Source organism: Tamlana sp. s12 (assembly GCF_016767215.1).
GTDB classification, from domain to species: domain Bacteria; phylum Bacteroidota; class Bacteroidia; order Flavobacteriales; family Flavobacteriaceae; genus Pseudotamlana; species Pseudotamlana agarivorans.
Window position 1 is genome coordinate 309613 of the sequence record NZ_CP068547.1, and the last position, 24759, is coordinate 334371.

A 24759-nucleotide genomic window follows, 5' to 3' on the forward strand; every position below is an offset into this window, starting at 1 on the left:
AAACAAAATACATCCATTTTCAAACGACTACAAACGTTTACAAACGATTTTAAACATGTAATTACCGACTAAAACTTTGAAGCTATCGCATCTTTGCCCTGTCCTTGTTTGATAAAATTCACATTCAAACAGACATGAACACTAGTATTAACTGTTTAACGAAAAAATTTAAATTATGAACACGCTTAGAAACAAAGTACAGTTGATTGGAAACTTAGGAAACGATCCAGAAATCACCAATTTAGACTCGGGAAAAAAGATGGCAAAATTCAGACTAGCCACAAACGACTATTACACCAACGCGAAGGGTGAAAAAATAACGGATACCCAATGGCATTATGTGGTTGCTTGGGGGAAAACAGCCGACATTATTGAAAAATATGTTGGAAAAGGTAAAGAAGTCGCTATTGAAGGCAAACTGACATCTAGAACATATGATGATAAACAAGGCCAAAAAAAATTCATGACCGAAATTGTTTGCAACGAGCTTTTAATGCTGGGAAAATAACACAACAATAGGAGTTATCTGAAAAGTTAAGTTTTAGTTGCATGAAACTTATCGACCTATCTTTTTAATGTTCGAATACAATTGGTCTTCGAAAGGCTCGGACTGACAAACAAGAATTGGCATGATATGTTTTTCAGGAAATATCTTTATCAAGTTCGAAATTAAATTAGTTTTCGAAAGTCTCGGACTGACAAATTAAAGATATAAAAGGCTTTTAATAAAGCTCCTAAAAACACTAAGCCTGCTTAAACCAAATTATGAATCACATAATAGGTTAAGCAGGCTTAGTAAATATTATTTATCGTGCATTTATCGTCACACTTAATTTTATAAAGACTATAAAATTTTACTTTTTAATATTATCCAAGTTGTAGTAACCGCCTTTATTTTCTGTACGCTCTAAAGACTGCCAGATAATTAAATAGGCGACACTAATCATGTTACGAAGCTCACAAAGAGTTGTAGAAATTCTTGATTCTTTATACAAATCTTCTACTTCACTAGAAATTACATCTAAGTGTTTTAGGGCACTTTTCAAACGCTTGTTACTTCTAACAATACCCACATAGTCACGCATAATCGCCTGAACTTGTTTTAAGTTATGCTGTACCAGTACATGTTCCTTAGGAATTACAGTACCGTCGTCGTTCCAATCGGGAATATTAACATCCTTTACGGTATTATCACTTTCGGCTAAGTGCTTATAAATATTATGAGCATAAACCAAAGCTTCTAACAGTGAATTTGACGCCAAACGGTTAGCCCCGTGTAAACCGGTTCTAGTACATTCGCCACAGGCATACAAATTATCGATCGTGGTTTTACCAAGCATATCCACATCTACCCCACCACACAAATAGTGACAAGCCGGTACTACAGGAATCCAGTCGGTTTTAATATCGATATGGTGCTCCAAACACTTTTCATAAATGTTTGGGAAATGCGCCATAAAACCATCCATATCCAAATGTGTACAATCTAAGTACACATGCGAATCTCCCGATTTTTTCAATTCGTTATCGATACTTTGCGATACTATATCACGAGACGCCAATTCGGCGCGCTCATCATAATCGGGCATAAAGCGATACCCTTTACCATTTCTTAAAATGGCTCCGAAGCCTCTAACAGCCTCAGAGATTAAAAAAGACGATTCGCCTTTAGCATCATAAAGTGCTGTAGGGTGAAATTGTATAAACTCCATGTCCTTAATGCGTGCCTTAGCACGGTGTGCCATTGCAACACCATCGCCTGTAGCAATAACAGGATTTGTGGTATGCCCGTATACACGACCAATACCTCCAGAAGCTAAAAGGATACTATTAGATTTTATGGTGAAAATCTCACCTGTATTTTGATTCATCACATAGGCCCCATAGCAACATAAATCGTCGGGATCTTTCCCTTCAATATGGTGATTGGTTACTAAATCGATGGCAAAATGATGCGGTAATATAGAAATATTAGGTAATTGGTGTGCTCGAGTAAGTAGGGCGCGCTCAATTTCGAAACCTGTAATATCTTTATGATGTGCGATACGGTATTCGGAGTGCCCACCTTCTTTTCCTAGGTCGAACTTTCCAGCATCGTTAGCATCAAAATTTGCACCCCATAATAAAAGTTCTTCAAAACGGTCTGGACCTTCATTAACTACCATTTTAACGACCTCTTTGTTACAAAGTCCGTCGCCAGCAATTAAAGTATCCTTAATATGTTTTTTAAAAGAATCTTCTTCTTTATTTAAAACAATGGCAACACCGCCTTGAGCGTATTTGGTATTTGACTCATCCTCACTAGCTTTAGTAACGATAACTACCTTACGATCTGAAAATTTTTCAGCAATTTTTACTGCAAATGTTAACCCGGCAACACCAGACCCAATAACTAAATAATCTGAAGTCATCATCATTATTTAGAAAGGTCTAACATACGTTGAATAGGTAATAAAGCACGTTCGCGTATTGCTTCATCAACATCCACCTGTGGCGATTCGTTAAGTAAGCAATCGTGTAATTTCTGAAGGGTATTCATTTTCATGAAGTGGCATTCGCTACAAGCGCAGGTATTATCTTCCTTAGCAGGAGCAGGAACCAATTCTGTATTTGGCATTTCTTCTTGCATTTTATGAAGAATACCAGCTTCGGTAGCCACGATAAATTTTTGATCTTGGTGCTGTCTCACATAGTCTATCATCCCTGAAGTAGACCCAATATAAGTTGCCGTGTTTAGAATATGAGTTTCCGATTCTGGATGCGCAATGATTTTATAATCTGGATATTTTTTATGTAAGTCTAAAAGTTTTTCCATTGAAAAAGCTTCGTGAACAATACAGCTACCATCCCAAAGCAACATGTCTCTACCTGTTTCATTTATAATATATTGCCCTAAATTTCTATCTGGAGCAAAAATGATAGGTTGATCTTTAGGAATAGAGTTTACAATTTTTAAAGCATTAGATGATGTACAAACAATATCTGTAAGGGCTTTTATCTCTGCAGAACAATTCACATAAGTAATCACGATATGATCGGGATGTGCTTTAGTGAATTTCTCGAAGGCGTCTGGCGGACAAGAATCAGCTAGCGAACAACCTGCATCTAAATCCGGTAATACAACTTTTTTAGTTGGGTTTAATATTTTGGCGGTTTCAGCCATAAAATGTACTCCTGCAAATACAATGATATCGGCATCAGTTTCTGCAGCTTTTTGAGACAAGCCTAAACTATCACCAACATAATCTGCAATATCTTGTATCTCTGGCACTTGATAATAATGCGCTAAGATCACAGCATTTTTCTCCTTCTTAAGGCGTTGTATTTCTTTTACTAAATCCATTTTAAAGTTTCTGGAACAATTTGAAATTCATAATTGGCAGCCATTAACCACCTATAAAGATACAAATATCCTAATTATTAATTTTATTAAATGAGATTCTATCAAAAAAAAGCATCAAATTAACAACCTACGCCCTATTTATTGCATCTTTTAATGTTTCTGAAATGATTCCCTCTAAAAATTAACAAAATAGAAATCCCTTTATTTTTATCCATAAAAAAACTCTTTACTTCACAGTAAAGAGTTTACAAATCCTTATAATAATTAAGGCTTACTTATTATTTGGCTGCTTTCATTCCTGCCTTAAAGGCCATACTAAAACCAGCTTTATATGTGTTTGGGCACTCACCACAATCCTCGGCTGTAGGGACAGCAGGGCAATCAGTACCTTTTACGAACTTCCAACCTTCACAATACCCATCTTTCCAGCCTGTAATGTAATTTAATGCTATTTTAGATTCCGTTGCTGTTTCTTGTTGACTTTGATTGTAGGTATAGGTTACTAAAAAAGTAACACCTACAGCAATCAACACAGCTAATATTAATTTTTTCATTTTGTTGACTTTTAAATTTATACTTAGTTATATTGATATTTAAAACTTAACTGATAAATTTTGAATATCTAATTGCATTTGATTTAACACCGCTTCCGTTTTTTCAAGCTCGCTAAGCACTGAACTTCTTATATCTTGAAAACTATCTTTAACACCATTAAACAATTCCTGATAGTAGGCTACCCCAGCTTTCATATTGGTTGTAAAGGTTTTCAAATACTTCTCCTCCTTTTTATTCATATCAACCTTAGCCTCTTCGAATTTATTTTTTAGGAAATCCATATAAATGGCTAGCTCCTTCACAAATAAATTTGGACGATCGGCTCGTGATACCATATTTGCTCTTCCGTAAATATGATCGGTCATATTCGCCAAACTCATGACTTTCGAGTAATATGCCATATTAGGCCCTGGACAAACCGATACCCCTTCACCTTCCACTTTGGTATCTAAACCATAGGCCAACAATGCTGAAGTTCCTAACCCTACACAAGTACAAGACTTTTCAATTATTTTATTAAACGCTTTCTTATATGATTCGGAGTCCAGACCTTGCTCGTCTAAAGCCTTTATTTTTAAATGTTGATATTCTCTTGAGGCCGTACAAATTCCAGTTTCTTTAAACTCCTTATTAAGGGCCACAAATTTCTTTGGACAAGCACTACCTGGTCTATTTTTATCAATATTCACTTGCTTTTCGAGATCCTTGGTGTTGTTTTTTAAATTATTAAACGGAATCCCTAGAGGCGAAATATCGCTTAAATATAAGTCTTTTTCCTTAGCATTTACAAGCTTTTGTAAAGTACTATCATCAACAGTTGTCGCTTCTGGAACTAGTAAAAAAGGACTTCCCCAACCTACTGAGTCTAAATCATATTCTTCAATTAAAAAGTTATGCTCTTCTTCGGTACCAACACCACCTTGCGCCGTAACTTCGAAAGTTAAATCTGCTTCAGGCATGGTTTTGTTTAAATTTTCAAGTTCCTGAAACAAAACTTGTTGAATGGTTTCTTGTAAAGCTTTTCTATTTGTTTTAAACTCCGCTAAAACAGGTCCTAATAAATACCCATCAGTAGCAAAAGCATGGCCACCACAATTCAACCCAGATTCAATTCTGTATTCTGAAACCCAAAGTCCTTTTTTAGCTAAAAATTTACCTTGAATTAACGCCGATCTATAATCACTAACCTTTAAAATGATGCGCTTTTTAAACTGACCATTTTTATTAGGAAAGAAATCATTAAACTGGGCCATATAACTGTACAGTCTCGGGTTCATCCCTGCCGAAAGCACTACAGAAGAATTCAACTTACTGTTTGCAAAACCACGCAAAGCGGCATGCGCATCGTTATATTCGGTTGGCAACAACTCCTTATCCTTGTAATTGTCTTTGTCAACTTTAGTCATAATGTTCACATCAATAGAACCCATAACTAAGTTATTTGATGCCCAACGCTTCACTTCAGTAAAATTAAACTCCTTTTCGGTAAGCTTTTTATATTCTGCTTTAAGCTTAGAATTATTTGGCAACATATTGATGTAAGCCAAAATATCATCGCTTGTTTTAGAGGTTAAATTTTTTAAAGCTTCAAACTTTTTATCGGCTAAATCACTAATTAAATTTAAATATGAGGTTATTCTTTTTGCTCTAAAATCATCAATTTTATCGGTGATTTCTTGGTAAGGTACCTCAAACTTCTCGCTATACATTTTCCGTAATTTCTCGAGTAGAATATCATCTACTAACGAAATTACAGAGTCCATACCATATTGTGCCACTTTCAAAGGTGTATCGATGGTAAAACCGATACCCATAACTGGAATATGGAACGAATGTGTCTTTTTCATAATTTATATTTTGAGCTACAAAGATAGGACGACATCTTAGCTAAAAACATGACTTATGTCATACTTAAACCAAGCATTTTTCGCACTAAAAAGACCAAAAAAGCCACTTTTTAACTCATTTTGTTGTCTTTTCGTTCAAAAACTAATTACAAAAACTTTGGATTAAACTGTCTTTTATTTCATTTTTCACAACGAGAAATCCCTTATCAGCAAATATTGATAAAACTTTGATAAGACTATGTGTTTCCCTTAAGCTTTAGTACTTTTATGCGTAAAATTCAATAGAACCATAACATGTCAATAGAGCCAAAATTAACACGATTTAATCAAAGCGTCTTGTCTAAATACCAGATATTCAACAGTATCTTCATGACATTACCCTTTGATGCCGTAACCAAAACAGGCGTATTACTTCCGCTATTTCACGAAACTTGTAAAAAAGGGTTCGAAAACGGCGACAATCCCACAACGATAGTTGATACTTTTTTTGAAAAATACCAAGCGCGTAGAAACAAAGAAAGCCAGATCAACTTATTGTTCCGATTCATTCAATACATAGAAAGACAAGTTGTACTCTTTGATGCGATTGAAGATGCTGCCTTTCCTATTGTAAACAACATGGAAGGTGTAGGAACCCTAAGAAACTTAAAAGATAAAGCACAGGCTGAATACAATTTAGATGAGTTAAAAGCTTATTTAGATGACTTTAAGGTACGTATCGTTTTAACGGCACACCCTACACAGTTTTACCCAGGTTCGGTATTAGGAATTATTACCGATTTATCTAAAGCCATTGAACAGAATAATTTATCTGAAATTAATAACCTTTTTGGGCAGTTAGGTAAAACACCTTTCTTTAAGCATAAAAAACCAACACCATACGATGAAGCTAAAAGCTTAATATGGTATTTAGAGAATGTATTCTATACGTCGTTTGGTAAAATTTACAATTACATTCAAACGAATATTTATGCTGACGAACAAAAGCATAATGAGATTATTAACATTGGTTTCTGGCCAGGAGGTGACCGTGATGGAAATCCGTTTGTGAAGCCTGAAACCACTTTAAAAGTAGCTAAAAAGCTTAAAAAAGCGATTCTTAAGAAATACTATGAAGACCTTAAGAATTTAAGAAGAAAACTAACTTTTAAAGGCGTTGAAGATCGTATCATTAAATTAGAAACGATTTTATACGATTACAGTATTAACCTTAAAAGTAAAAAAGCCATTTCGGTAAAGGAATTGACTGAAGAACTTTTAAGTATTAGAAAAATAGTAGTTGAGCAACACCAATCGTTATACGAAAATGAGATTAATAATTTAATTAATCGCATTCACCTATTCGGATACCGTTTTGCCACCTTAGATATTAGACAAGATAGTAGAATTCACCACAGTGTTTTCACTAATGTTGTCGATCAATTACTAGCAAGCGGAAACTCTTGCTTACCTGAAAATTACCATGATTTATCTGAAGAAGAACAAATCGATATTTTATCGAAAACTACTGATGTCATAACCGATTTAGATGTTTTTGAAGATGAAATGACCTATAACACGTTAAAAACGATACAGGTTATTAAGCAAATTCAGAAAATGAATGGTGAACGTGGGGCTAACCGATACATTATTAGTAACAACCAGACGGCATTAAACATGATGCAACTTTTTGCCATGTTGAAAATGGTATCATTCCAAGATGATCTAACCGTTGATTTAGCACCGCTTTTTGAAACTATTCCAGATTTAGAAAATGCTCCTGGGGTTATGGAACAATTGTACACCAACCCTGCTTATATGGCGCACTTAAAAGCTAGAGGCAATAAACAAACTATCATGCTAGGTTTCTCTGATGGAACTAAAGACGGTGGTTACTTAATGGCTAACTGGGGAATTTACAAAGCCAAAGAATTGCTAACCGAAATGTCTAGAAAATATGGTATTACCGCCATATTCTTTGACGGACGTGGTGGACCACCAGCACGTGGAGGAGGAAAAACGCATAACTTCTATTCTTCTTTAGGTCCTACTATTGAAGATAAAGAAGTACAACTTACTATTCAAGGTCAAACGATTAGTTCTAATTTCGGAACATTAAACTCGTCTCAATTCAACTTAGAACAGTTAATTAGTTCGGGTGTAACAAACCGTATAGGCAGTGAGAAAAACAAACTTTCTGACGAAGATCGTGCTGTTATGACCGATTTAGCTGAAACCAGTTACCAAGTTTACAAAGACTTTAAGAGTCATGAGATGTTTATTCCTTACTTGGAGCGCATGAGTACTTTAAAGTATTATGCAAAAACAAACATTGGTAGTAGACCATCAAAACGTGGTTCTTCAGATAAATTAGTATTCTCTGATTTAAGAGCTATTCCTTTTGTAGGATCTTGGAGCCAATTAAAACAAAACGTTCCTGGATTTTACGGTGTAGGAACCGCGTTGAAAAAATACGAAGATCGCGGCGAGTTTGATAAGGTTGAACAACTTTACAAAAACAACAAGTTCTTTAAAACGCTTCTTGAAAACAGTATGATGTCACTAACAAAGTCTTTCTTTAACCTGACAAAATACATGTCTAACGACGAAGAATTTGGTGCTTTTTGGAACATCATCCACACGGAATACGAAACCACAAAACGTTTGCTTTTAAAGCTTACGGGATATGAAACTTTAATGCAAAATGAGCCAACAGGAAAGGCTTCAATTGAAGTTAGAGAATCTATCGTACTACCGTTATTAACGATTCAGCAATACGCCCTTAAAAAGGTTCAGGAGTTAGAAAAAGCGGGAGTTCCTGCCGATGATCCTGAAAAGTTAATTTTTGAGAAAATTGTAACGCGTTCGTTATTCGGAAATATTAATGCAAGTAGAAATTCAGCTTAGTAAATCGCTTTTCGAATTATATTATAAATAAAAAACCTTCACATACAGTTGTGGAGGTTTTTTTGTTAAATTGATTAAGTACTGTATCAAAACCAAGACTATAATTCTAAACCTTTATAATCACGAACGATTTCAAAACCTCTAATTAAAACACTAATTTCATCCTATATCACAAAGAACAAACCTGAATAAAACCAGTATTCCCTATTACCCAATACACCTACAAAAGGCTGTTTCAGACACGAATACGGCAACTATAGATAACGATCAAAACAGGTATAGAAACAAAAAAAGGATGTTTCACATAAAGCAAAACATCCTTTTAACAAATTAATTGATAATAGCTATATCATATTAATGCTCATTAAGTCTGAAGTCTGGATAAGCATCCATACCGTGCTCATGTGCATCTAATCCTTCTAATTCTTCTCTTTCAGATACTCTAATACCTAGAGTCTTCTTAAGCGTAAAAATAATAATAAAAGAGGTTACTAAACAAAATCCTGCATAACATGCCACACCAATAAGTTGTACTACAAAGCTATGCTCTGGGTTAGTTGAAAAGATTCCAACAGCTAAAGTTCCCCAAATACCACAAATTAAGTGTACGGCAATGGCTCCAACAGGATCATCTAATTTAATAGCATCTACAAAACTCACTGCAAAAACGATAAGTGCTCCAGCAATAGCACCAATAATAATAGCACTTTCAGGAGTCATTACATCCGCACCAGCAGTAATACCCACTAATCCACCTAAAATACCATTTAAAAACATGGTTAAATCTAAGTTTTTGTATTTAAAGAACGACACTAAAGCCGATACTACACCACCGGCAGCTGCAGCTAAACATGTAGTTACTAAAGTTAAAGAGGTTAAACTAGGATCGGCAGAAAGTACAGAACCACCATTAAATCCGAACCATCCTAACCAAAGAATTAATACCCCTGCAGTCGCTAAAGGAATACTATGACCAGGAATCGCCTGAGGCTTTCCATTTTTAAATTTCCCGATACGAGAACCTAATAACCAAACAGCGACTAAAGCAGCCCATCCACCAACAGAGTGTACTAAAGTAGAACCAGCAAAATCATAGAATCCCATTTGATCTAAAAATCCGCCACCCCATTTCCAAGAACCAGCGATTGGGTAAACCAATCCAACGTAAATGATTGTAAAAATCATGAAAGGTCCGATTTTCATACGCTCAGCTACCGCTCCAGATACAATCGTTGCAGCTGTAGCAGCAAACATACCTTGAAATAAGAAATCAGTCCACCAAGTATAACCACCATCGGCATATTCAGGCGTCATTCCGTTTTCAGGAGGTGCAATACCAAATCCTGCGAAATCAAAAATACCAGCAGAATCTTCAGCAAATCCTGGGTACATTAAATTGAACCCTACTATATAATAAAGTAGTAAGCCAATTGTAATAATAAAAATGTTTTTAAATAATATGTTGATGGTATTTTTCTGTCTTGTTAAACCAATTTCCAAAAATGCAAATCCTGTATGCATAAAGAAAACGAGCGCTGTACAGACCATCATCCATACATTATTAATTGTTAATAATTCCATAAATCTTTAATTAGTTTTTTGTGTATTTATTAGTTTATTTTAATGTGTCTCCACCTTTTTCTCCTGTACGAATTCTGTAGCATTCACTAACATCAGAAACGAAAATTTTTCCATCACCTACTTCCCCTGTAGCAGCAGAATTAAGAATCGTTTTAATGGTAATCTCTTCAAAATCGTCATTTACTACAATAGACAAGTATCTACGTTGAATATCACTTGTACTATAAGAAACACCACGGTAAACATGACCTTCCTTTTCATTTCCTAAGCCGGTAACATCCCAATACGAGAAAAAATTCACTCCAACTTCATGAAGAGCTTCCTTTACCACGCGGTACTTAGATTTTCTAATAATTGCTTCAATTTTTTTCATAATATCATTTCGTTTTAATGGTTAGGTTTCAAATATAAAAATTTATATGCTTCTTAAGATTTTTCCTGTTAACTATATGCTAATACTGTAAACACAAAAGAATACCTGCTTTATCAGCAGGCATCTTTCTATAAACTTAAACTTAATCACTTAAATCTTAATAAACATTTGAGTTTTCATTTTAAAAACTAACGTTATTCAGTTTAGAAGAGTTTATTCTTCTATTTCTCTTTGTCTCTTACCTGGGTAAGCTAAAGTACCGTGCTCAGAAAGATCTAATCCTTCTACTTCTTCTTTTTCAGTTACTCTTAATCCTAATGTTTTCTTAAGAATAAAGAAGAAGATGAACGCCGTTAATAAAGCCCAAACAGCATAAGACACTGTTCCTATTAATTGAGTTACGAATTGCGCAGATCCACCACCATTGAATAATCCAATAGCTGTATCTCCATCAACTCCCCATAGACCGATTACTAAAGTACCCCATGCACCACATACACCGTGTACAGAAGCAGCACCTACAGCATCGTCAATTTTTAATTTTTGCTCTATAAATTCCATAGAGAATACCACTAAAAGACCACCTATGAAACCAGCGATTAAAGCACCACCTTCTGTCATGTTTCCACAACCTGCAGTAATACTCACTAAACCAGCTAAGGCACCGTTTAAAGTCATATCTAAGTTTGGTTTTTTGTATTTGAACCATGATAAGAAAAGCGCACCAACTGCACCAGCAGAAGCTGCTAGGTTCGTTACTAAAACTACCATAGAAGCACCTACAGCATCATCACCTCCCCAAGCTAATTGAGAACCACCGTTGAAACCAAACCATCCGAACCAAAGGATGAAAACCCCTAAAGTTGCTAATAATTTGTTGTGTCCAGGAATAGTAACAGCTTGACCATTGATGTATTTACCAATTCTAGGTCCTACTAAAGCAGCACCAACTAAGGCAGCCCATCCACCAACAGCATGTACGATTGAAGATCCAGCGAAATCGATGAAGCCCATTTGAGCTAACCATCCATCGCCATTCCATTGCCATCCACCAGAAATTGGATAGATAACAGCCGTCATCACTAAAGAAAATAAAATGTAAGTTGTGTATTTTGTTCTACCTGCAATAGCTCCAGAAACGATTGTTGCTGTAGTCGCACAGAAAACGGTTTGGAAAAACAAATCGGCTGGTCCTTGGTTATACATAAAACCACTCCATCCAATCCACCCATTGGTAGATCCATACATTAAAGAATATCCCATGAACCAGAATACAATCGATCCAACGGCGATATCTAAAACGTTTTTCATTGCAATATTTACAACGTTCTTAGCACGTGTCATTCCCGACTCTACTAAGGTAAATCCAGCCTGCATCAAGAATACCAAAATCCCTGAGATTAGCATCCACAACATTCCCATATCACCTATGATACCTTCAATGTCGGCTTTGGTTGCAGCAACATCTTGAATTAATAGGGGCAAATTTAATATTGACATAATTAATATATTTTTGGTTAGTTAATTAAAGGAGCGTAAAAAAAGATGGTTATGACTTTACTTTACCCTCCCTCTTTATAGGTTTGTTTTTCTTGGTTTAGAAAGAATAGATCACAGCAAGTGTGAAGGCTGCTAAACTTTTTGAGTTTGGAATAGGAGTTCCATTAACATCATAACTAAAATCGTTATCGATGTACATATCTTCATTCCAAGAATCTAATCTAATTTCTGGCTTGATAATTAAGTTTTCAATCGTGTAACTACCAGTTAATGTCGTAGCAAACACAGTACTATCATCACCTACTTCTTGGTATGTACCATAGTACTCCCCTCTTAATCCGATAGAAAAAGCATCAGAAGCAGCAAGCTGAGGATATAAGGCAGCACCATAGAAACCAGATCCATCATTATCGTTATATGCAGCATTTATACCTAAGTAAAATGCATCAGATAAATCGAATCCACCTGTATAATCGATTTCAAATCCTAAACCTCCGTGATTACCACTATCGTAGTAAAGGTTTAAAAATTGTCCTTTATAACCTAATTGTGCTCCAAGAGCATACTCACCAGTTAAAGATGTATCATTAGTATCCCAAGGATTTGTTACTGCTAACATTAAGCTAAAATCATCAGATAAAGCAAAATCAGCTTTTAAACCCATATGAGAGAAAGGTCCGCTAGAAAATAAATAAGACGTACTATAGTTGAAGTTTGCTGCAGGAGCAATTACCTCATACCCTAAGAATGTATTCCATCTACCCAAAGTTAAAGTTGTTTTATCAGAAACATTCCAGTAAACGTATGCTTGATTAACGATACCATCTACAATATCATTACTAAATGTAGCACCAGCACCTCTTGGGCCAACTACTAAATCAAGTACAGCTCCTGCTTTTTTTCCTTCGTAAGCAAAAATCACATTCCCCATACCTAAGGCAAATCCAGATTGTCCTGCGAAAGCAGTTCCGAAGCTAACTCCCTCGTTGTCTGGAGCAGTTAAATACGTTTGATAATAAGTATCAACAGACCCACTAATCGATAATTTTTTTGGCTCGTCTTGCGCGAAAACTACGCTAGCTAGTAATAATGCTGATAGTGTAAATAGTTTTTTCATAATTGTAAATATTGTTAAGTTGTTAATAATCAAGATCTAAGCTGTTGTTTTGTTTAAGAGTTTTGGTTGATTTCCTTAGATCTTTATCCCTTAAGAATGGTCCAAACTTATACTAAAAACTTTTAACCCCCATAAAAAAAGGGGGTATTTGGTTCACTTTTATCAATTTTCCATTTTTACCCCTATTTTTTTAAGGGTCTTCGCAATTATTTTTAATTTATTGTTTTTTTAACATCTTCTCCATTTGAATTATCAGCAATATTTTTCAACATTTCATAACATTACCCTAATATTTAATTGAATTGCTTGCATTAAATTAGATATCCCTATAAATAGACCTCTTTTTTCGCGTTTGAATATTTATTAAAAAAGTCCATTAATATTGACATATCATTATAATAATATTGAGTTAACTCGTAAAACCGAAATAATGAATTCCTGCCTATTGTTATTCAAACACTAGTGCATATCTTTACGCTTCAACTCAAGTTTTTAAAACCAATATTGTTGATTATGCTGAAGAAACAAGGACTTTATTTGCCCGAATTTGAACACGAAAACTGTGGCGCTGGCTTCATTTGTAATCTTAAAGGAGAGAAGACCAATCAAATCATTCATGATGCCTTAGAGATACTCGTAAAACTGGAACACCGTGGAGGTGTAAGTGCTGATGGAAAAACCGGTGATGGTGCTGGATTATTAATAGATATTCCCCACGATTACTTTAAACGCGTTTGCGATTTTACGATTCCGGAACAACGTGAATACGCTGTAGGAATGGTGTTTTTACCAAAAGTATCTAACCAATACCAGTTTTGTAAAACGACCTTTGAAAAAGAAGTAAATGCGCAAGGACTCACTGTTTTAGGATGGAGAAAAGTTCCTGTAGATTCTTCACAATTAGGTGAAATTGCATTAGCATCAGAACCTAATATCGAACAATTATTTATTGGTAAAACAGAAGATATTTCTGAAGCTGATTTTAAAGCAAAATTATACGCTGCTAGAAAAATCACAGAACATGCTATTAGAGAATCTAAAATCTCTGAAAGCACATATTTTTATGTACCTAGTTTATCTAACACCACCATTATCTATAAAGGTATTATCATGCCTGAAGATATTGGACCTTATTATACCGATTTACAACAAATCGATTTAGTAACACGTTTAGCGCTAGTACACCAACGTTTCTCTACCAACACCATGCCTACATGGGAATTGGCTCAGCCATTCCGTTTTATGTGTCAGAATGGAGAAATCAACACTTTACGTGGTAACGTAAGCCGTATGCGTGTTCGTGAAGAAATCATGAAAAGTGACGTATTCGGTCCGCAAATCGACAAATTATTCCCAATCATCCTTCCTGGCAAATCAGATTCTGCTTCTATGGATATGGTTGTGGAATTATTAACACATACAGGACGTTCACTTCCAGAAATCATGATGATGATGATTCCTGAAGCATGGGAAAAACACAAAACCATGTCGGAAGAACGTAAAGCATTTTACGAGTACAACGCTTGTATTATGGAGCCATGGGATGGACCAGCTTCAGTACCATTTACAGATGGTGATTACGTAGGTGCTTTATTAGATAGAAATGGTTTAAGACCTTCACGTTATACCGTAACCAAAAGCGGTAAACTAATTATGTCTTCAGAAATTGGTGTGGTTGAAGTTGCTCCAGAAGATGTTAAAGAACACGGTAGATTAGAACCAGGGAAAATGTTCCTGGTAGACATGAACGAAGGCCGTATTATAGGTGATGAAGAAATTAAAAGTAAAATTGTTTCTGAAAGACCTTATAAAGAATGGTTAGACAAAACAAGATTACACTTAAAAGACGTTCCTTATACTAGTGAAACTTGTCCGATTGAAACCATCGACATCAAAACAAGACAACGTTTATTCAACTATACGTTTGAGGATATCCAAGAAGTGATCACGCCAATGGCAATCGCTGGAAAAGAAGCCTTAGGCTCTATGGGTATTGATACACCTTTAGCTGTGTTATCGGACAGACCTCAACTTATTTCAAACTACTTCAAACAATTATTCGCACAGGTTACCAACCCACCTTTGGATGGTATTCGTGAAGAAATTGTAACAGATATCAGCTTAAACCTTGGTAAAGACAGAAACATATTCAGTATTACCGACAGACAATGTAGAAAGCTTCGCATTCAAAATCCAGTAATTTCGAATGCCGATTTAGAAAAAATCAGAAGTATTTCTATCGAGAGTTTTAAAGCTGAAACTATTCAAATATTATATCCAAAAGCTCAAGGTCTAAACGGACTAGAAGATGCTTTAGAAGATATCGTAGTTCAAATTGAAAAAGCTATTGAAAGAAAAACGAATATCATTATTCTTTCTGATAGAGGTGTAAATCAAGAATTCGCACCAATACCTGCTTTGTTAGCCTGTTCTTATGTAAACCACCAGTTAAACCGTTTACGTAAGCGTTCTTATTTCGATATCATTATCGAATCGGCAGAACCTCGTGAACCGCATCATTTTGCTACCTTATTTGGTTATGGCGCAAGTGCTATTAACCCTTATATGGTTAACGAAATTATTAGAATGCAGGTAAAAGAAGGTTTCATTGAAGGTATGGACGAGCAAAAAGCCGTTGATAACTTTAATAAAGCTATTGGAAAAGGTATTTTAAAAATCATGAATAAAATTGGAATCTCTACTTTACACTCGTATAGAGGTTCTCAAATTTTCGAAATCGTTGGTTTCAACTCACAATTTGTTGAGAAATATTTCCCATACACCGCTTCTCGTGTAGAAGGTATCGGATTATATGAAATTGAAAAAGAAATTAACGAACGTTATAAACAAGCGTATCCAGACAACTTAATCGACAAACGTTTAGGTCTGAATATCGGAGGCGATTACAGATGGAGACGTAACGGCGAGCGTCACTTATTCAACCCTACTACCGTTGCTAAACTGCAACAAGCGGTACGTTTAAGTGATCAAAAAAGTTATGATGTTTACTCTAAAGCCATAAACGAACAGTCTGAAAATTTAATGACCATCCGTGGGTTATTTGAGTTTGACAATTTAGATCCTATTCCATTAGAAGAAGTGGAACCATGGACCGAAATCGTTAAACGTTTTAAAACTGGAGCAATGTCTTACGGTTCGATTTCACGTGAAGCTCACGAGAATTTAGCCATTGCCATGAACCGTATTGGAGGAAAATCTAATTCAGGTGAAGGTGGAGAAGATAGAAGACGTTTCCAAAAAGATATGAATGGCGATAGTAGAAACTCTGCTATCAAACAAGTAGCTTCTGGTCGTTTTGGTGTGACTTCGCATTACTTAACCAATGCTAAGGAAATTCAAATTAAAATGGCTCAAGGTGCTAAGCCTGGTGAAGGTGGACAATTACCTGGTGAAAAAGTTTTACCATGGATTGCTTCTGCTAGAAACTCTACGCCTTTCGTAGGATTAATTTCGCCACCGCCTCACCACGATATTTATTCAATTGAGGATTTAGCGCAGTTAATTTTCGATTTAAAAAATGCGAACCGTGATGCTAGAGTTAACGTAAAACTAGTTTCTGAAGTTGGTGTTGGTACTATTGCTGCCGGTGTTGCCAAAGCGAAAGCCGATGTGGTGCTTATCTCAGGATACGATGGTGGTACAGGAGCGTCACCGCTTACTTCTTTAAAACACGCAGGTCTTCCTTGGGAGCTTGGTTTATCGGAAGCACAACAAACTTTAGTATTAAACAACCTTAGAAGTCGTATCGTAGTAGAATGTGATGGTCAGTTAAAAACAGGTCGTGACGTTGCCATCGCTGCCCTTTTAGGTGCTGAAGAATTTGGTTTTGCTACCGCGCCACTTGTGGCTTCAGGATGTATCATGATGCGTAAGTGTCATTTAAATACCTGTCCTGTTGGAATCGCAACTCAAGACAAAGAGTTACGTAAAAACTTTAAAGGAACTCCAGAGCACGTGATTAACTTCTTCTTCTATATTGCTGAAGAATTAAGAGGCATCATGGCTCAGTTAGGTTTCAGAACGCTTGCTGAAATGGTTGGGCAAACACATAAAATTAATGCTAATAAAGCCATTAAGCACTATAAAGCTAAAGGTTTAGATTTATCTAGCATTTTACACCGCCCAAGTGCATACAGACAATTAACGGTAAGAAATACAGAAACACAAGATCATAACTTAGATAAAGTTTTAGATTTTACTATTCTGAAAGATTCACACCGTGCTTTATATAGAAAAGAAAAAACAAATCTATCATACCCTATCAATAACATTAACCGTACGGTTGGTGCGATTGTAAGTAATGAAATTTCTAAAATTTACGGTCACTTAGGTCTACCGGAAGATACTCTAAACATCAACTTCACTGGTTCTGCTGGTCAAAGTTTCGGAGCATTTGGTGCGCACGGTTTAACTTTTACAGTAGATGGAAACACCAATGATTATTTAGGTAAAGGTTTATCTGGAGCTAAATTAATCATCAAAAAACCTGCTAAAGCCGACTTTATTGCTGAAAACAATATTATTGTAGGTAACGTTTGTTTATTTGGTGCTGTTGAAGGCCAAGCTTACATTAACGGTATCGCAGGAGAACGTTTTGCAGTAAGAAACTCTGGAGCTACAGCTGTAGTTGAAGGTGTTGGTGATCACTGTTGTGAGTACATGACTGGAGGACGTGTCATTGTATTAGGTTCTACAGGTAGAAATTTTGCCGCAGGTATGAGTGGAGGTATCGCTTATGTATACGATCCAGAAAACAAATTTGTTAATGGTTTATGTAATACAGAAACTATCGAGTTTGAAGACATCACTACCGAAGATGCCAACGAATTAAAATCAGCTATCGAAAAACACGTATTATACACCGATAGTAACAAAGGAAAAACCATATTAGACAATTGGGAAACTAGTTTAGGCAACTTTGTAAAAGTTATGCCAATAGAATACAAACGTGCCTTAGAACGTTTAGAGAACGAAGAACCAATGGTAGAAGAATTAACAATAGCATAGTGTCATGGGAAAAGTAACTGGATTTAAAGAATTTGAAAGACAAGATGAACAAAACGTTCCTGTAAAGGAACGTGTAAAGAATTATAATGAATTTACGATTCCATTAAGTGAAGAAGACCAGGTAAAACAAGGTTCCCGTTGTATGGATTGTGGGATTCCATTTTGCCACAGTGGATGCCCGTTAGGGAATTTAATCCCTGACTTCAATCACATGGTACACCAAGGTGAATGGCAAAAAGCTTCTTGGTTATTACATTCAACAAACAACTTCCCTGAATTTACAGGAAGACTTTGTCCTGCACCATGTGAAAAATCATGTGTATTAGGTATTATTGAAGACCCTGTAGCTATTGAAGAAATAGAAAAAAATATTGTTGAACGTGCCTTTAAGGAAGGATGGATTAAACCTCAACCTCCAAAAACAAGAACAGGTAAAACTGTAGCTGTTGTAGGTTCTGGACCTGCAGGATTAGCTGCAGCACAACAATTAAATAGAGCTGGGCACACCGTAACCGTTTTTGAACGTGACGATGCTATCGGAGGCCTACTTCGTTATGGTATTCCTAACTTCAAAATGGAAAAAGGTATCATTGACCGTCGTGTGGCTATTTTAGAGGCTGAAGGCATCACTTTTAAAACTAATGTAAATGTTGGTGTTAATTATGATGTTAAAGACTTAAAAGCCTTTGATTCGGTTGTACTTTGTGGCGGTGCTACAGAAAGAAGAAGCTTACCAACGCCTGGCATTGATGCTGACGGGGTTGTACAAGCAATGGATTTCTTAACACAACAAACTAAAGTGGTATTTGGTCAAGACATAAAAGACCAAGTACTAGCTACCGACAAAAACGTTATTGTAATTGGTGGTGGTGATACGGGATCTGACTGTGTTGGAACCTCTAACCGTCAAGGTGCTAAATCGGTTGTTAATTTTGAAATTATGCCGAAACCACCTGGACACCGTTCGCCAACAACACCTTGGCCATTCTGGCCTTTACAATTAAAAACATCTTCTTCTCATGAAGAGGGCGTTGAAAGAAACTGGTTAATTAACACCAAAGAATTTGTAAAGGATGATAGCGGCAAGCTAATCGCTCTTAAAACGGTAAATGTTGAGTGGAAAATGATTCCTGGTGAGCGTCCGCAACTTATTGAAATCGCTGGAACAGAAAAAACATGGCCTTGTGACTTAGCTTTATTAGCTTTAGGTTTTACAGGTCCTGAAGGCAACTTAGCCGATAAATTAGGTATTGAAAAAGATGCCCGTTCTAACTACAAAGCAGAATATGGCAAATATCAAACTAATATACCTCACATCTTTACTGCTGGTGATATGCGTCGCGGACAATCATTAATTGTTTGGGCGATTTCTGAAGGTAGAGAGGCTGCAAGACAAGTAGATATCTTTTTAATGGGTAAATCGAATTTACCATCTAAAGACATGACTGGTGATCTTGTTGCCCTGTAGTTAAAATAAAATTAGTGTAATATTAAAAAATGCGAATCTTTGAGATTCGCATTTTTTTTGTTTCAACTTGAGTTAAAAACAGAAATCTCATTACGAATATCGTAATCTCATAAACATCTAACAACCAACACTTTTAGCGTGATAATTCAAAAAATATCCGACAAACGGTAATTTTTTAACATATTTTTTATAATATTCTCACTTTTTATGTACTAAAATTTGGAAATTCTAGTTATTCATTTACATTTGGAAAACCATTCTGGTTGACCACATTAGTTAACCAGCTAAAAATTAATCTTTTACTAAACTAGTTTAAATGTATTAAACATGAAAAACAGATTTTCAAAATTTGTAAAGTTGACATCAGTGAGCTTTGCAACATTAGCCCTCACCCTAGTATTTTACGCATGCTCTAATGAAGAGATTTTAGAAGAAGATGCTGCAACCGAAGACACAAACTTGTCTGCCACTGCCCTATCCAAATCGACCCTATCAGCCAAATCTGCTGTAACCATTCAAGCTGAAGCTTATGATAGCATGAGCGGAATAAAAACTGAAAACACTTCCGATTCTGGTGGCGGACTTAATGTAGGCTGGATAGACACCAGTGATTACCTCGAATACGATATCGAAGTACCAGCATCAGGAAGTTACAAATTTGAGTTTAGAGTAGCTTCTAAAACTAACACCTCTAAATTTGATTTCTATCAAGATGGCACAAAACTAAGTAATGTAAACAAAGCGGCAACCGGTAACTGGCAAACTTGGGTAACCACCGCTAAAACCGTTGACTTAGAAGCTGGAAGTAGCACATTAAAATTGCTCGCTACAGGCGGAGGCTGGAATATCAATTGGATTAAAATCACTCCAATTGATGTGGATGAAACCTCATCTGAAAATTTAGCATTAGGAAAAACAGCCGAACAATCTTCTGTATCTCATGGAGGTGTGCCAAGTAGAGCCGTAGATGGGAATACATCTGGTGTATGGGCAAACGGTAGCGTAACGCATACCTTAAGCACTGCCCAGCCATGGTGGCAAGTAAGATTAGGTCAAGATTACGAAATAGGTTCCATCAAAATTTGGGGACGAACCGATAGCTGTTGTAAAGCGAGACTAAGTAATTTTGATGTTTTTGTTTACAAAGACAATGGCGATTTAGCTTATAAAACAACGATTACAGATGCTCCAAATCCATCAGTTACTATAAATACAGGAGGCGTAACAGGATCACGTGTACGTATTAAATTAAAAGACACCAATGCTCTTTCTTTAGCTGAAGTACAAGTATTTTCTACGGGTAGCGGAACCATAGATCCTACAGATCCAGAAACACCTAGCCCAGGGAACGCTAGCATTCCATCAGATTTAATGAGCAACTGTAACCAATGGAAAATTACGTACCCAGATGGTGAAGAAGATAAAACGTTATGTGGAGAAGCTAATAACGAATACTTCTATGTAAATAGTGACAAAAATGGTATGGTTTTCCGTGCACCAATTAGAAGTAATAACGGTACAACACCTAACTCTGATTATGTACGTTCTGAACTTAGAGAAAGAAAAGAAGATGGTAGCTCAGATATTTACTGGACCACTTCTGGAACTCATGTGGTTTACGTTAAACAAGCCATTACACATTTACCAATTGTAAAAAGTCATTTAGTAGCCACCCAAATTCATGGTAATAAAGATGAAGGTATTGATGATTCTATGGTATTACGTTTAGAAAACAAACACTTATTCTTAAGTTTTAATGGTGGTAAATTAAGAGACGATTTAACGATTAAAACGAACTATAACTTAGGAACGGTTCATGAAGTCATTTTTGAAGTTAAAGATGGTAAGCACTACTGTTACTATAGTGAAGATGGCAACCTTAAAAATGCTTACGCTAATGGTAATGCCTCTTCTTACCTTGTAAAAGATGGTTCTAGCACTATTTTAATGGATAAATCTTATGGAGAAGCATACTTTAAAATAGGAAACTATACACAAAGTAATGCGGAACAAGAAGGTAGCGAAACTGGAAAATCAAATAACTACGGAGAAGTTGTTGTTTACGACTACTTTGTAGCGCATTAATCCAAAACTAAATCCAACCTTTAACGGTTGTTTAAAACAAAAAATGCGAACTGTAACAGTTCGCATTTTTTATATTTATAATAGCTTGAAACACTTATTTCTCTTGAGCAAGGCGCATAAATTCTTCAGCTTTTTCAACCATATTTTTACTCCCACAAATAAATGGCACACGCTCGTGTAATTCGGTAGGTACCACATCTAAAGTTCGTGTAAACCCATCACTAGCCTTACCTTTTGCTTGTTCCGCTAAAAAGGCAATAGGATTACACTCATATAACAAACGAAGTTTTCCCTTTGGGTTTTTAGAACTTTGAGGATATAAATAAATACCACCTTTAATCATATTTCTATGGAAATCGGAAACCAAAGATCCAATATATCTAGAAGTATAAGGGCGATCGTCTTCTTCTTGCTGACAATATTTTATGTAATTTTTAATCCCTTGTGGAAAGTGAATGTAATTCCCTTCATTTACAGAATAGATATGACCATCTTCTGGAAAAGTCATATCAGGATGAGACAGATAAAAAGAACCAATAGCTGGGTTTAATGTAAATCCGTTTACACCAGCGCCCGTAGTATAAACAATCATAGTAGACGTTCCATAAACCACGTAACCTGCAGCCACTTGCTCGCTTCCTTTTTGAAGGAAATCTTCAATTTGAACTGGGGTTCCTACTGGCGTTACCCTTCTGTAAATTGAAAAAATCGTTCCAACAGAAACGTTTACATCAATGTTTGACGACCCATCTAAAGGATCTATTAAAACAACATACTTATTTCCATTATTTTCATCTTGACTATTAATCGAGATAAAATCATCTTCCTCTTCACTAGCAATACCACAAACAATATTACGCTTAGTCATGGTTTGAATAAACTTTTCGTTAGCATAAACATCTAACTTTTGCTGATCTTCACCTTGTATATTCGTGTCTCCTGCAGCACCAATAATATCAACCAATCCGGCCTTATTTACTTCGTGATTCACAACTTTGGCTGCTAATCGAATGGAATTTAGCAAACTGGACAACTCTCCTGAAGAGTATTTAAAAGCTGATTGATTTTCAATAATAAATTCTCCTAAGGTTTGTTTTTTATGCGACATATGTGAGGTTATTTGTTTGGACAAATATCTATAATTTTTTAGTAACTACAACGATTTCGAAAAGGTTATACACCGAAAATATTCAACTTTAAACTATATTTGACTCTCAATTATATCCAGAATGAACTTTACGATTAGAGACGCCGAAAAAACCGACATGCCTCAGGTACTCCATTTAATTAATGAACTAGCCATTTTTGAGGAAGAACCAGAAGCTGTAGAAGTTACGCTTAGCGACTTAGAAAACGATGGCTTCGGAGACCAGCCTGCGTTTCAATGTTTTGTTGCTGAAGTAGACAACAAGGTTGAAGGCATTGCTTTAATTTACAACCGTTATTCGACTTGGAAAGGTAAAATCATTCATTTAGAAGACTTAATTGTTAGCAAAGCGATGCGTGGTAAAGGCTTAGGAACGGCTCTTTTAGATCAAGTTATCAAATACGGTCACCAATTAGGAGTAAAACGCATCAATTGGGAAGTACTGGATTGGAATGAAGGCGCTATCGCTTTATATGAAAAAAAAGGTGCTAAAGTATTAAGAGACTGGAATGTGGTTCACCTCGATGAATCTGGTATAAATAACTATATAGCAAATTTGTAGTATGCGTATATTTAAATTTGGCGGCGCCTCGGTAAAAGATGCCCACGGTGTGAAAAATGTTGCTTCGGTTTTACAAAAAACAGGATACGAGCATACACTTATTGTTATTTCGGCAATGGGCAAAACCACCAATGCCTTAGAAATTGTCATCAAAAACTACTTTGAAAACAAAGAGGAATTACAAAGCTCAATTCAAGATATTAGAAAATATCACAATGCTATTTTACTGGATTTATTTGACAATGAAAACCACGCCATTTTCCATAAAATAAATCAGTTTTTCGAAGAGCTTAACACCTTCTTTAAAATAAACAAATCGCCAGATTACAGCTATGTTTACGACCAAGTTATTGGTTATGGCGAATTGGTTTCTACGAGTATTGTAAGCGCCTATTTAAATAGCATAAACATTAAAAACACCTGGATTGATGTGCGCGAACACATTAAAACCGATAGTTATTTTAGACGTGCCAATGTAGATTGGGAAAGCACCCAGCGCCTTATTAACCAGAATTACAATCCGAATACATTAACCATCACCCAAGGTTTCCTTGCCAGTGATTCGCACAATTTCACCACCACATTAGGACGCGAAGGCAGTGATTATACAGCTGCTATTTACGCCTATTGTTTAAATGCTGAAAGCGTTACCATTTGGAAAGATGTACCTGGCGTATTAAATGCCGATCCACGCTACTTTGAAAATGCCAAATTACTAAACAAAATATCATATCGCGAAGCTATTGAATTGGCCTTTTATGGCGCTTCCGTGATTCACCCAAAAACCCTTCAGCCTTTACAGCGCAAAGAAATCCCTTTATTTGTAAAGTCCTTTTTAGATCCAGAAGCTCCTGGTACACAAATAGGTAAAAACGAAGATTTAGAACCTAAAATCCCGTGCTTTATTGTTAAAAAAGATCAAGCACTTATCGCTTTATCGTCTTTAGATTTTTCATATATCGTAGAAGAGAATATCAGTGAGATTTTTAGTTTACTTGCCACTTATAAAATGAAAGTTAATGTGATTCAGAATTCTGCCATTAGCTTTTCCGTGTGTATCGACAACATTTATGACAATCTTGAAAAACTTTTACATCACTTAAAAGCAAAATTTAAAGTAACTTGCCACGAAAATGTTTCCCTATACACGATAAGGCACTATAACGAGGCTTCCATTCATCAAATAGAAGCCAGTAAAACCGTGTTATTAAAACAATTAACCCAAGAAACAACCCAAGTAGTAACTAAATAAACAATTTAGTACTTT

At 35.8% G+C, this 24759-nt stretch carries 16 protein-coding genes; 7 read left to right on the top strand and 9 right to left on the bottom strand.

Annotated elements, in window-relative coordinates; translation table 11 throughout:
* Window positions 1-175: 175 nt before the first annotated feature.
* Window positions 176-508: a single-stranded DNA-binding protein gene (locus JJL45_RS01355; RefSeq protein WP_068601225.1), complete on the top strand. Its 333-nt coding sequence runs from the start codon at window positions 176-178 to the stop codon at window positions 506-508.
* Between the two features lie 346 nt (window positions 509-854).
* Here the strand turns inward: JJL45_RS01355 and nadB are convergent, their stop codons facing one another.
* The 4 genes from nadB to JJL45_RS01375 form a co-directional block, all read right to left on the bottom strand.
* Entirely contained in the window at window positions 855-2414 is a 1560-nt protein-coding gene (gene nadB / locus JJL45_RS01360; RefSeq protein WP_068601750.1) for an L-aspartate oxidase, read from the bottom strand.
* 2 nt (window positions 2415-2416) lie between these two features.
* Window positions 2417-3343 (bottom strand): quinolinate synthase NadA, encoded by a 927-nt coding sequence (gene nadA / locus JJL45_RS01365; RefSeq protein ID WP_067144975.1) that lies wholly within the window; start codon window positions 3341-3343, stop codon window positions 2417-2419.
* A 278-nt stretch (window positions 3344-3621) separates the two neighbouring features.
* Entirely contained in the window at window positions 3622-3897 is a 276-nt protein-coding gene (locus JJL45_RS01370; protein WP_068601222.1) for a hypothetical protein, read from the bottom strand.
* A 39-nt stretch (window positions 3898-3936) separates the two neighbouring features.
* Window positions 3937-5745 carry a hypothetical protein gene (locus JJL45_RS01375; protein ID WP_068601219.1) on the bottom strand — a complete coding sequence of 603 codons (1809 nt, stop codon included), beginning with the start codon at window positions 5743-5745 and terminating at the stop codon, window positions 3937-3939.
* Window positions 5746-6039: 294 nt separating this feature from the next.
* Here JJL45_RS01375 and JJL45_RS01380 point away from each other — a divergent pair, with 294 nt between their 5' ends.
* A complete protein-coding gene (locus JJL45_RS01380) occupies window positions 6040-8631 on the top strand; it encodes a phosphoenolpyruvate carboxylase (RefSeq protein WP_068601217.1) in 2592 nt (863 codons plus the stop codon).
* Window positions 8632-8985: 354 nt separating this feature from the next.
* Here JJL45_RS01380 and JJL45_RS01385 read toward each other — a convergent pair whose 3' ends face one another.
* From JJL45_RS01385 to JJL45_RS01400, 4 genes are all read right to left on the bottom strand, one after another.
* A complete protein-coding gene (locus JJL45_RS01385) occupies window positions 8986-10212 on the bottom strand; it encodes an ammonium transporter (RefSeq protein WP_068601215.1) in 1227 nt (408 codons plus the stop codon).
* Window positions 10213-10246: 34 nt separating this feature from the next.
* Window positions 10247-10585 carry a P-II family nitrogen regulator gene (locus tag JJL45_RS01390; RefSeq protein ID WP_068601213.1) on the bottom strand — a complete coding sequence of 113 codons (339 nt, stop codon included), beginning with the start codon at window positions 10583-10585 and terminating at the stop codon, window positions 10247-10249.
* A 213-nt stretch (window positions 10586-10798) separates the two neighbouring features.
* Complete coding sequence (locus JJL45_RS01395) at window positions 10799-12085, bottom strand: ammonium transporter (RefSeq protein WP_068601211.1); 1287 nt, start codon at window positions 12083-12085, stop codon at window positions 10799-10801.
* A 97-nt stretch (window positions 12086-12182) separates the two neighbouring features.
* Complete coding sequence (locus tag JJL45_RS01400; protein ID WP_068601208.1) at window positions 12183-13202, bottom strand: outer membrane beta-barrel protein; 1020 nt, start codon at window positions 13200-13202, stop codon at window positions 12183-12185.
* Window positions 13203-13715: 513 nt separating this feature from the next.
* On the opposite strand from JJL45_RS01400, the gene gltB reads away from it, so the two are divergent.
* The 3 genes from gltB to JJL45_RS01415 all read left to right on the top strand — a co-directional run bounded on the left by gltB (window position 13716) and on the right by JJL45_RS01415 (window position 21783).
* Entirely contained in the window at window positions 13716-18230 is a 4515-nt protein-coding gene (gltB, locus tag JJL45_RS01405) for a glutamate synthase large subunit (protein ID WP_242521403.1), read from the top strand.
* Window positions 18231-18234: 4 nt separating this feature from the next.
* Window positions 18235-19698: a glutamate synthase subunit beta gene (locus tag JJL45_RS01410; protein ID WP_068601207.1), complete on the top strand. Its 1464-nt coding sequence runs from the start codon at window positions 18235-18237 to the stop codon at window positions 19696-19698.
* 327 nt (window positions 19699-20025) lie between these two features.
* Window positions 20026-21783 carry a carbohydrate-binding protein gene (locus tag JJL45_RS01415; protein WP_068601205.1) on the top strand — a complete coding sequence of 586 codons (1758 nt, stop codon included), beginning with the start codon at window positions 20026-20028 and terminating at the stop codon, window positions 21781-21783.
* A gap of 94 nt (window positions 21784-21877) precedes the next feature.
* Here JJL45_RS01415 and fbp read toward each other — a convergent pair whose 3' ends face one another.
* Window positions 21878-22891, bottom strand: coding sequence for a class 1 fructose-bisphosphatase (fbp, locus tag JJL45_RS01420; protein ID WP_067144986.1), 1014 nt, complete (start codon window positions 22889-22891; stop codon window positions 21878-21880).
* Window positions 22892-23012: 121 nt separating this feature from the next.
* On the opposite strand from fbp, the gene JJL45_RS01425 reads away from it, so the two are divergent.
* A complete protein-coding gene (locus JJL45_RS01425) occupies window positions 23013-23492 on the top strand; it encodes a GNAT family N-acetyltransferase (protein WP_068601203.1) in 480 nt (159 codons plus the stop codon).
* A gap of 1 nt (window position 23493) precedes the next feature.
* Complete coding sequence (locus tag JJL45_RS01430) at window positions 23494-24744, top strand: aspartate kinase (RefSeq protein WP_068601202.1); 1251 nt, start codon at window positions 23494-23496, stop codon at window positions 24742-24744.
* Window positions 24745-24759: the final 15 nt, after the last annotated feature.

Excerpts from the sequence above, each read along its gene's own strand:
- JJL45_RS01355 (WP_068601225.1), top strand. The coding sequence starts at position 176 with ATGAACACGCTTAGAAACAAAGTACAGTTGATTGGAAACTTAGGAAAC.
- nadB (WP_068601750.1), bottom strand. The coding sequence starts at position 2,414 with ATGATGACTTCAGATTATTTAGTTATTGGGTCTGGTGTTGCCGGGTTA.
- nadA (WP_067144975.1), bottom strand. The coding sequence starts at position 3,343 with ATGGATTTAGTAAAAGAAATACAACGCCTTAAGAAGGAGAAAAATGCT.
- JJL45_RS01370 (WP_068601222.1), bottom strand. The coding sequence starts at position 3,897 with ATGAAAAAATTAATATTAGCTGTGTTGATTGCTGTAGGTGTTACTTTT.
- JJL45_RS01375 (WP_068601219.1), bottom strand. The coding sequence starts at position 5,745 with ATGAAAAAGACACATTCGTTCCATATTCCAGTTATGGGTATCGGTTTT.
- JJL45_RS01380 (WP_068601217.1), top strand. The coding sequence starts at position 6,040 with ATGTCAATAGAGCCAAAATTAACACGATTTAATCAAAGCGTCTTGTCT.
- JJL45_RS01385 (WP_068601215.1), bottom strand. The coding sequence starts at position 10,212 with ATGGAATTATTAACAATTAATAATGTATGGATGATGGTCTGTACAGCG.
- JJL45_RS01390 (WP_068601213.1), bottom strand. The coding sequence starts at position 10,585 with ATGAAAAAAATTGAAGCAATTATTAGAAAATCTAAGTACCGCGTGGTA.
- JJL45_RS01395 (WP_068601211.1), bottom strand. The coding sequence starts at position 12,085 with ATGTCAATATTAAATTTGCCCCTATTAATTCAAGATGTTGCTGCAACC.
- JJL45_RS01400 (WP_068601208.1), bottom strand. The coding sequence starts at position 13,202 with ATGAAAAAACTATTTACACTATCAGCATTATTACTAGCTAGCGTAGTT.
- gltB (WP_242521403.1), top strand. The coding sequence starts at position 13,716 with ATGCTGAAGAAACAAGGACTTTATTTGCCCGAATTTGAACACGAAAAC.
- JJL45_RS01410 (WP_068601207.1), top strand. The coding sequence starts at position 18,235 with ATGGGAAAAGTAACTGGATTTAAAGAATTTGAAAGACAAGATGAACAA.
- JJL45_RS01415 (WP_068601205.1), top strand. The coding sequence starts at position 20,026 with ATGAAAAACAGATTTTCAAAATTTGTAAAGTTGACATCAGTGAGCTTT.
- fbp (WP_067144986.1), bottom strand. The coding sequence starts at position 22,891 with ATGTCGCATAAAAAACAAACCTTAGGAGAATTTATTATTGAAAATCAA.
- JJL45_RS01425 (WP_068601203.1), top strand. The coding sequence starts at position 23,013 with ATGAACTTTACGATTAGAGACGCCGAAAAAACCGACATGCCTCAGGTA.
- JJL45_RS01430 (WP_068601202.1), top strand. The coding sequence starts at position 23,494 with ATGCGTATATTTAAATTTGGCGGCGCCTCGGTAAAAGATGCCCACGGT.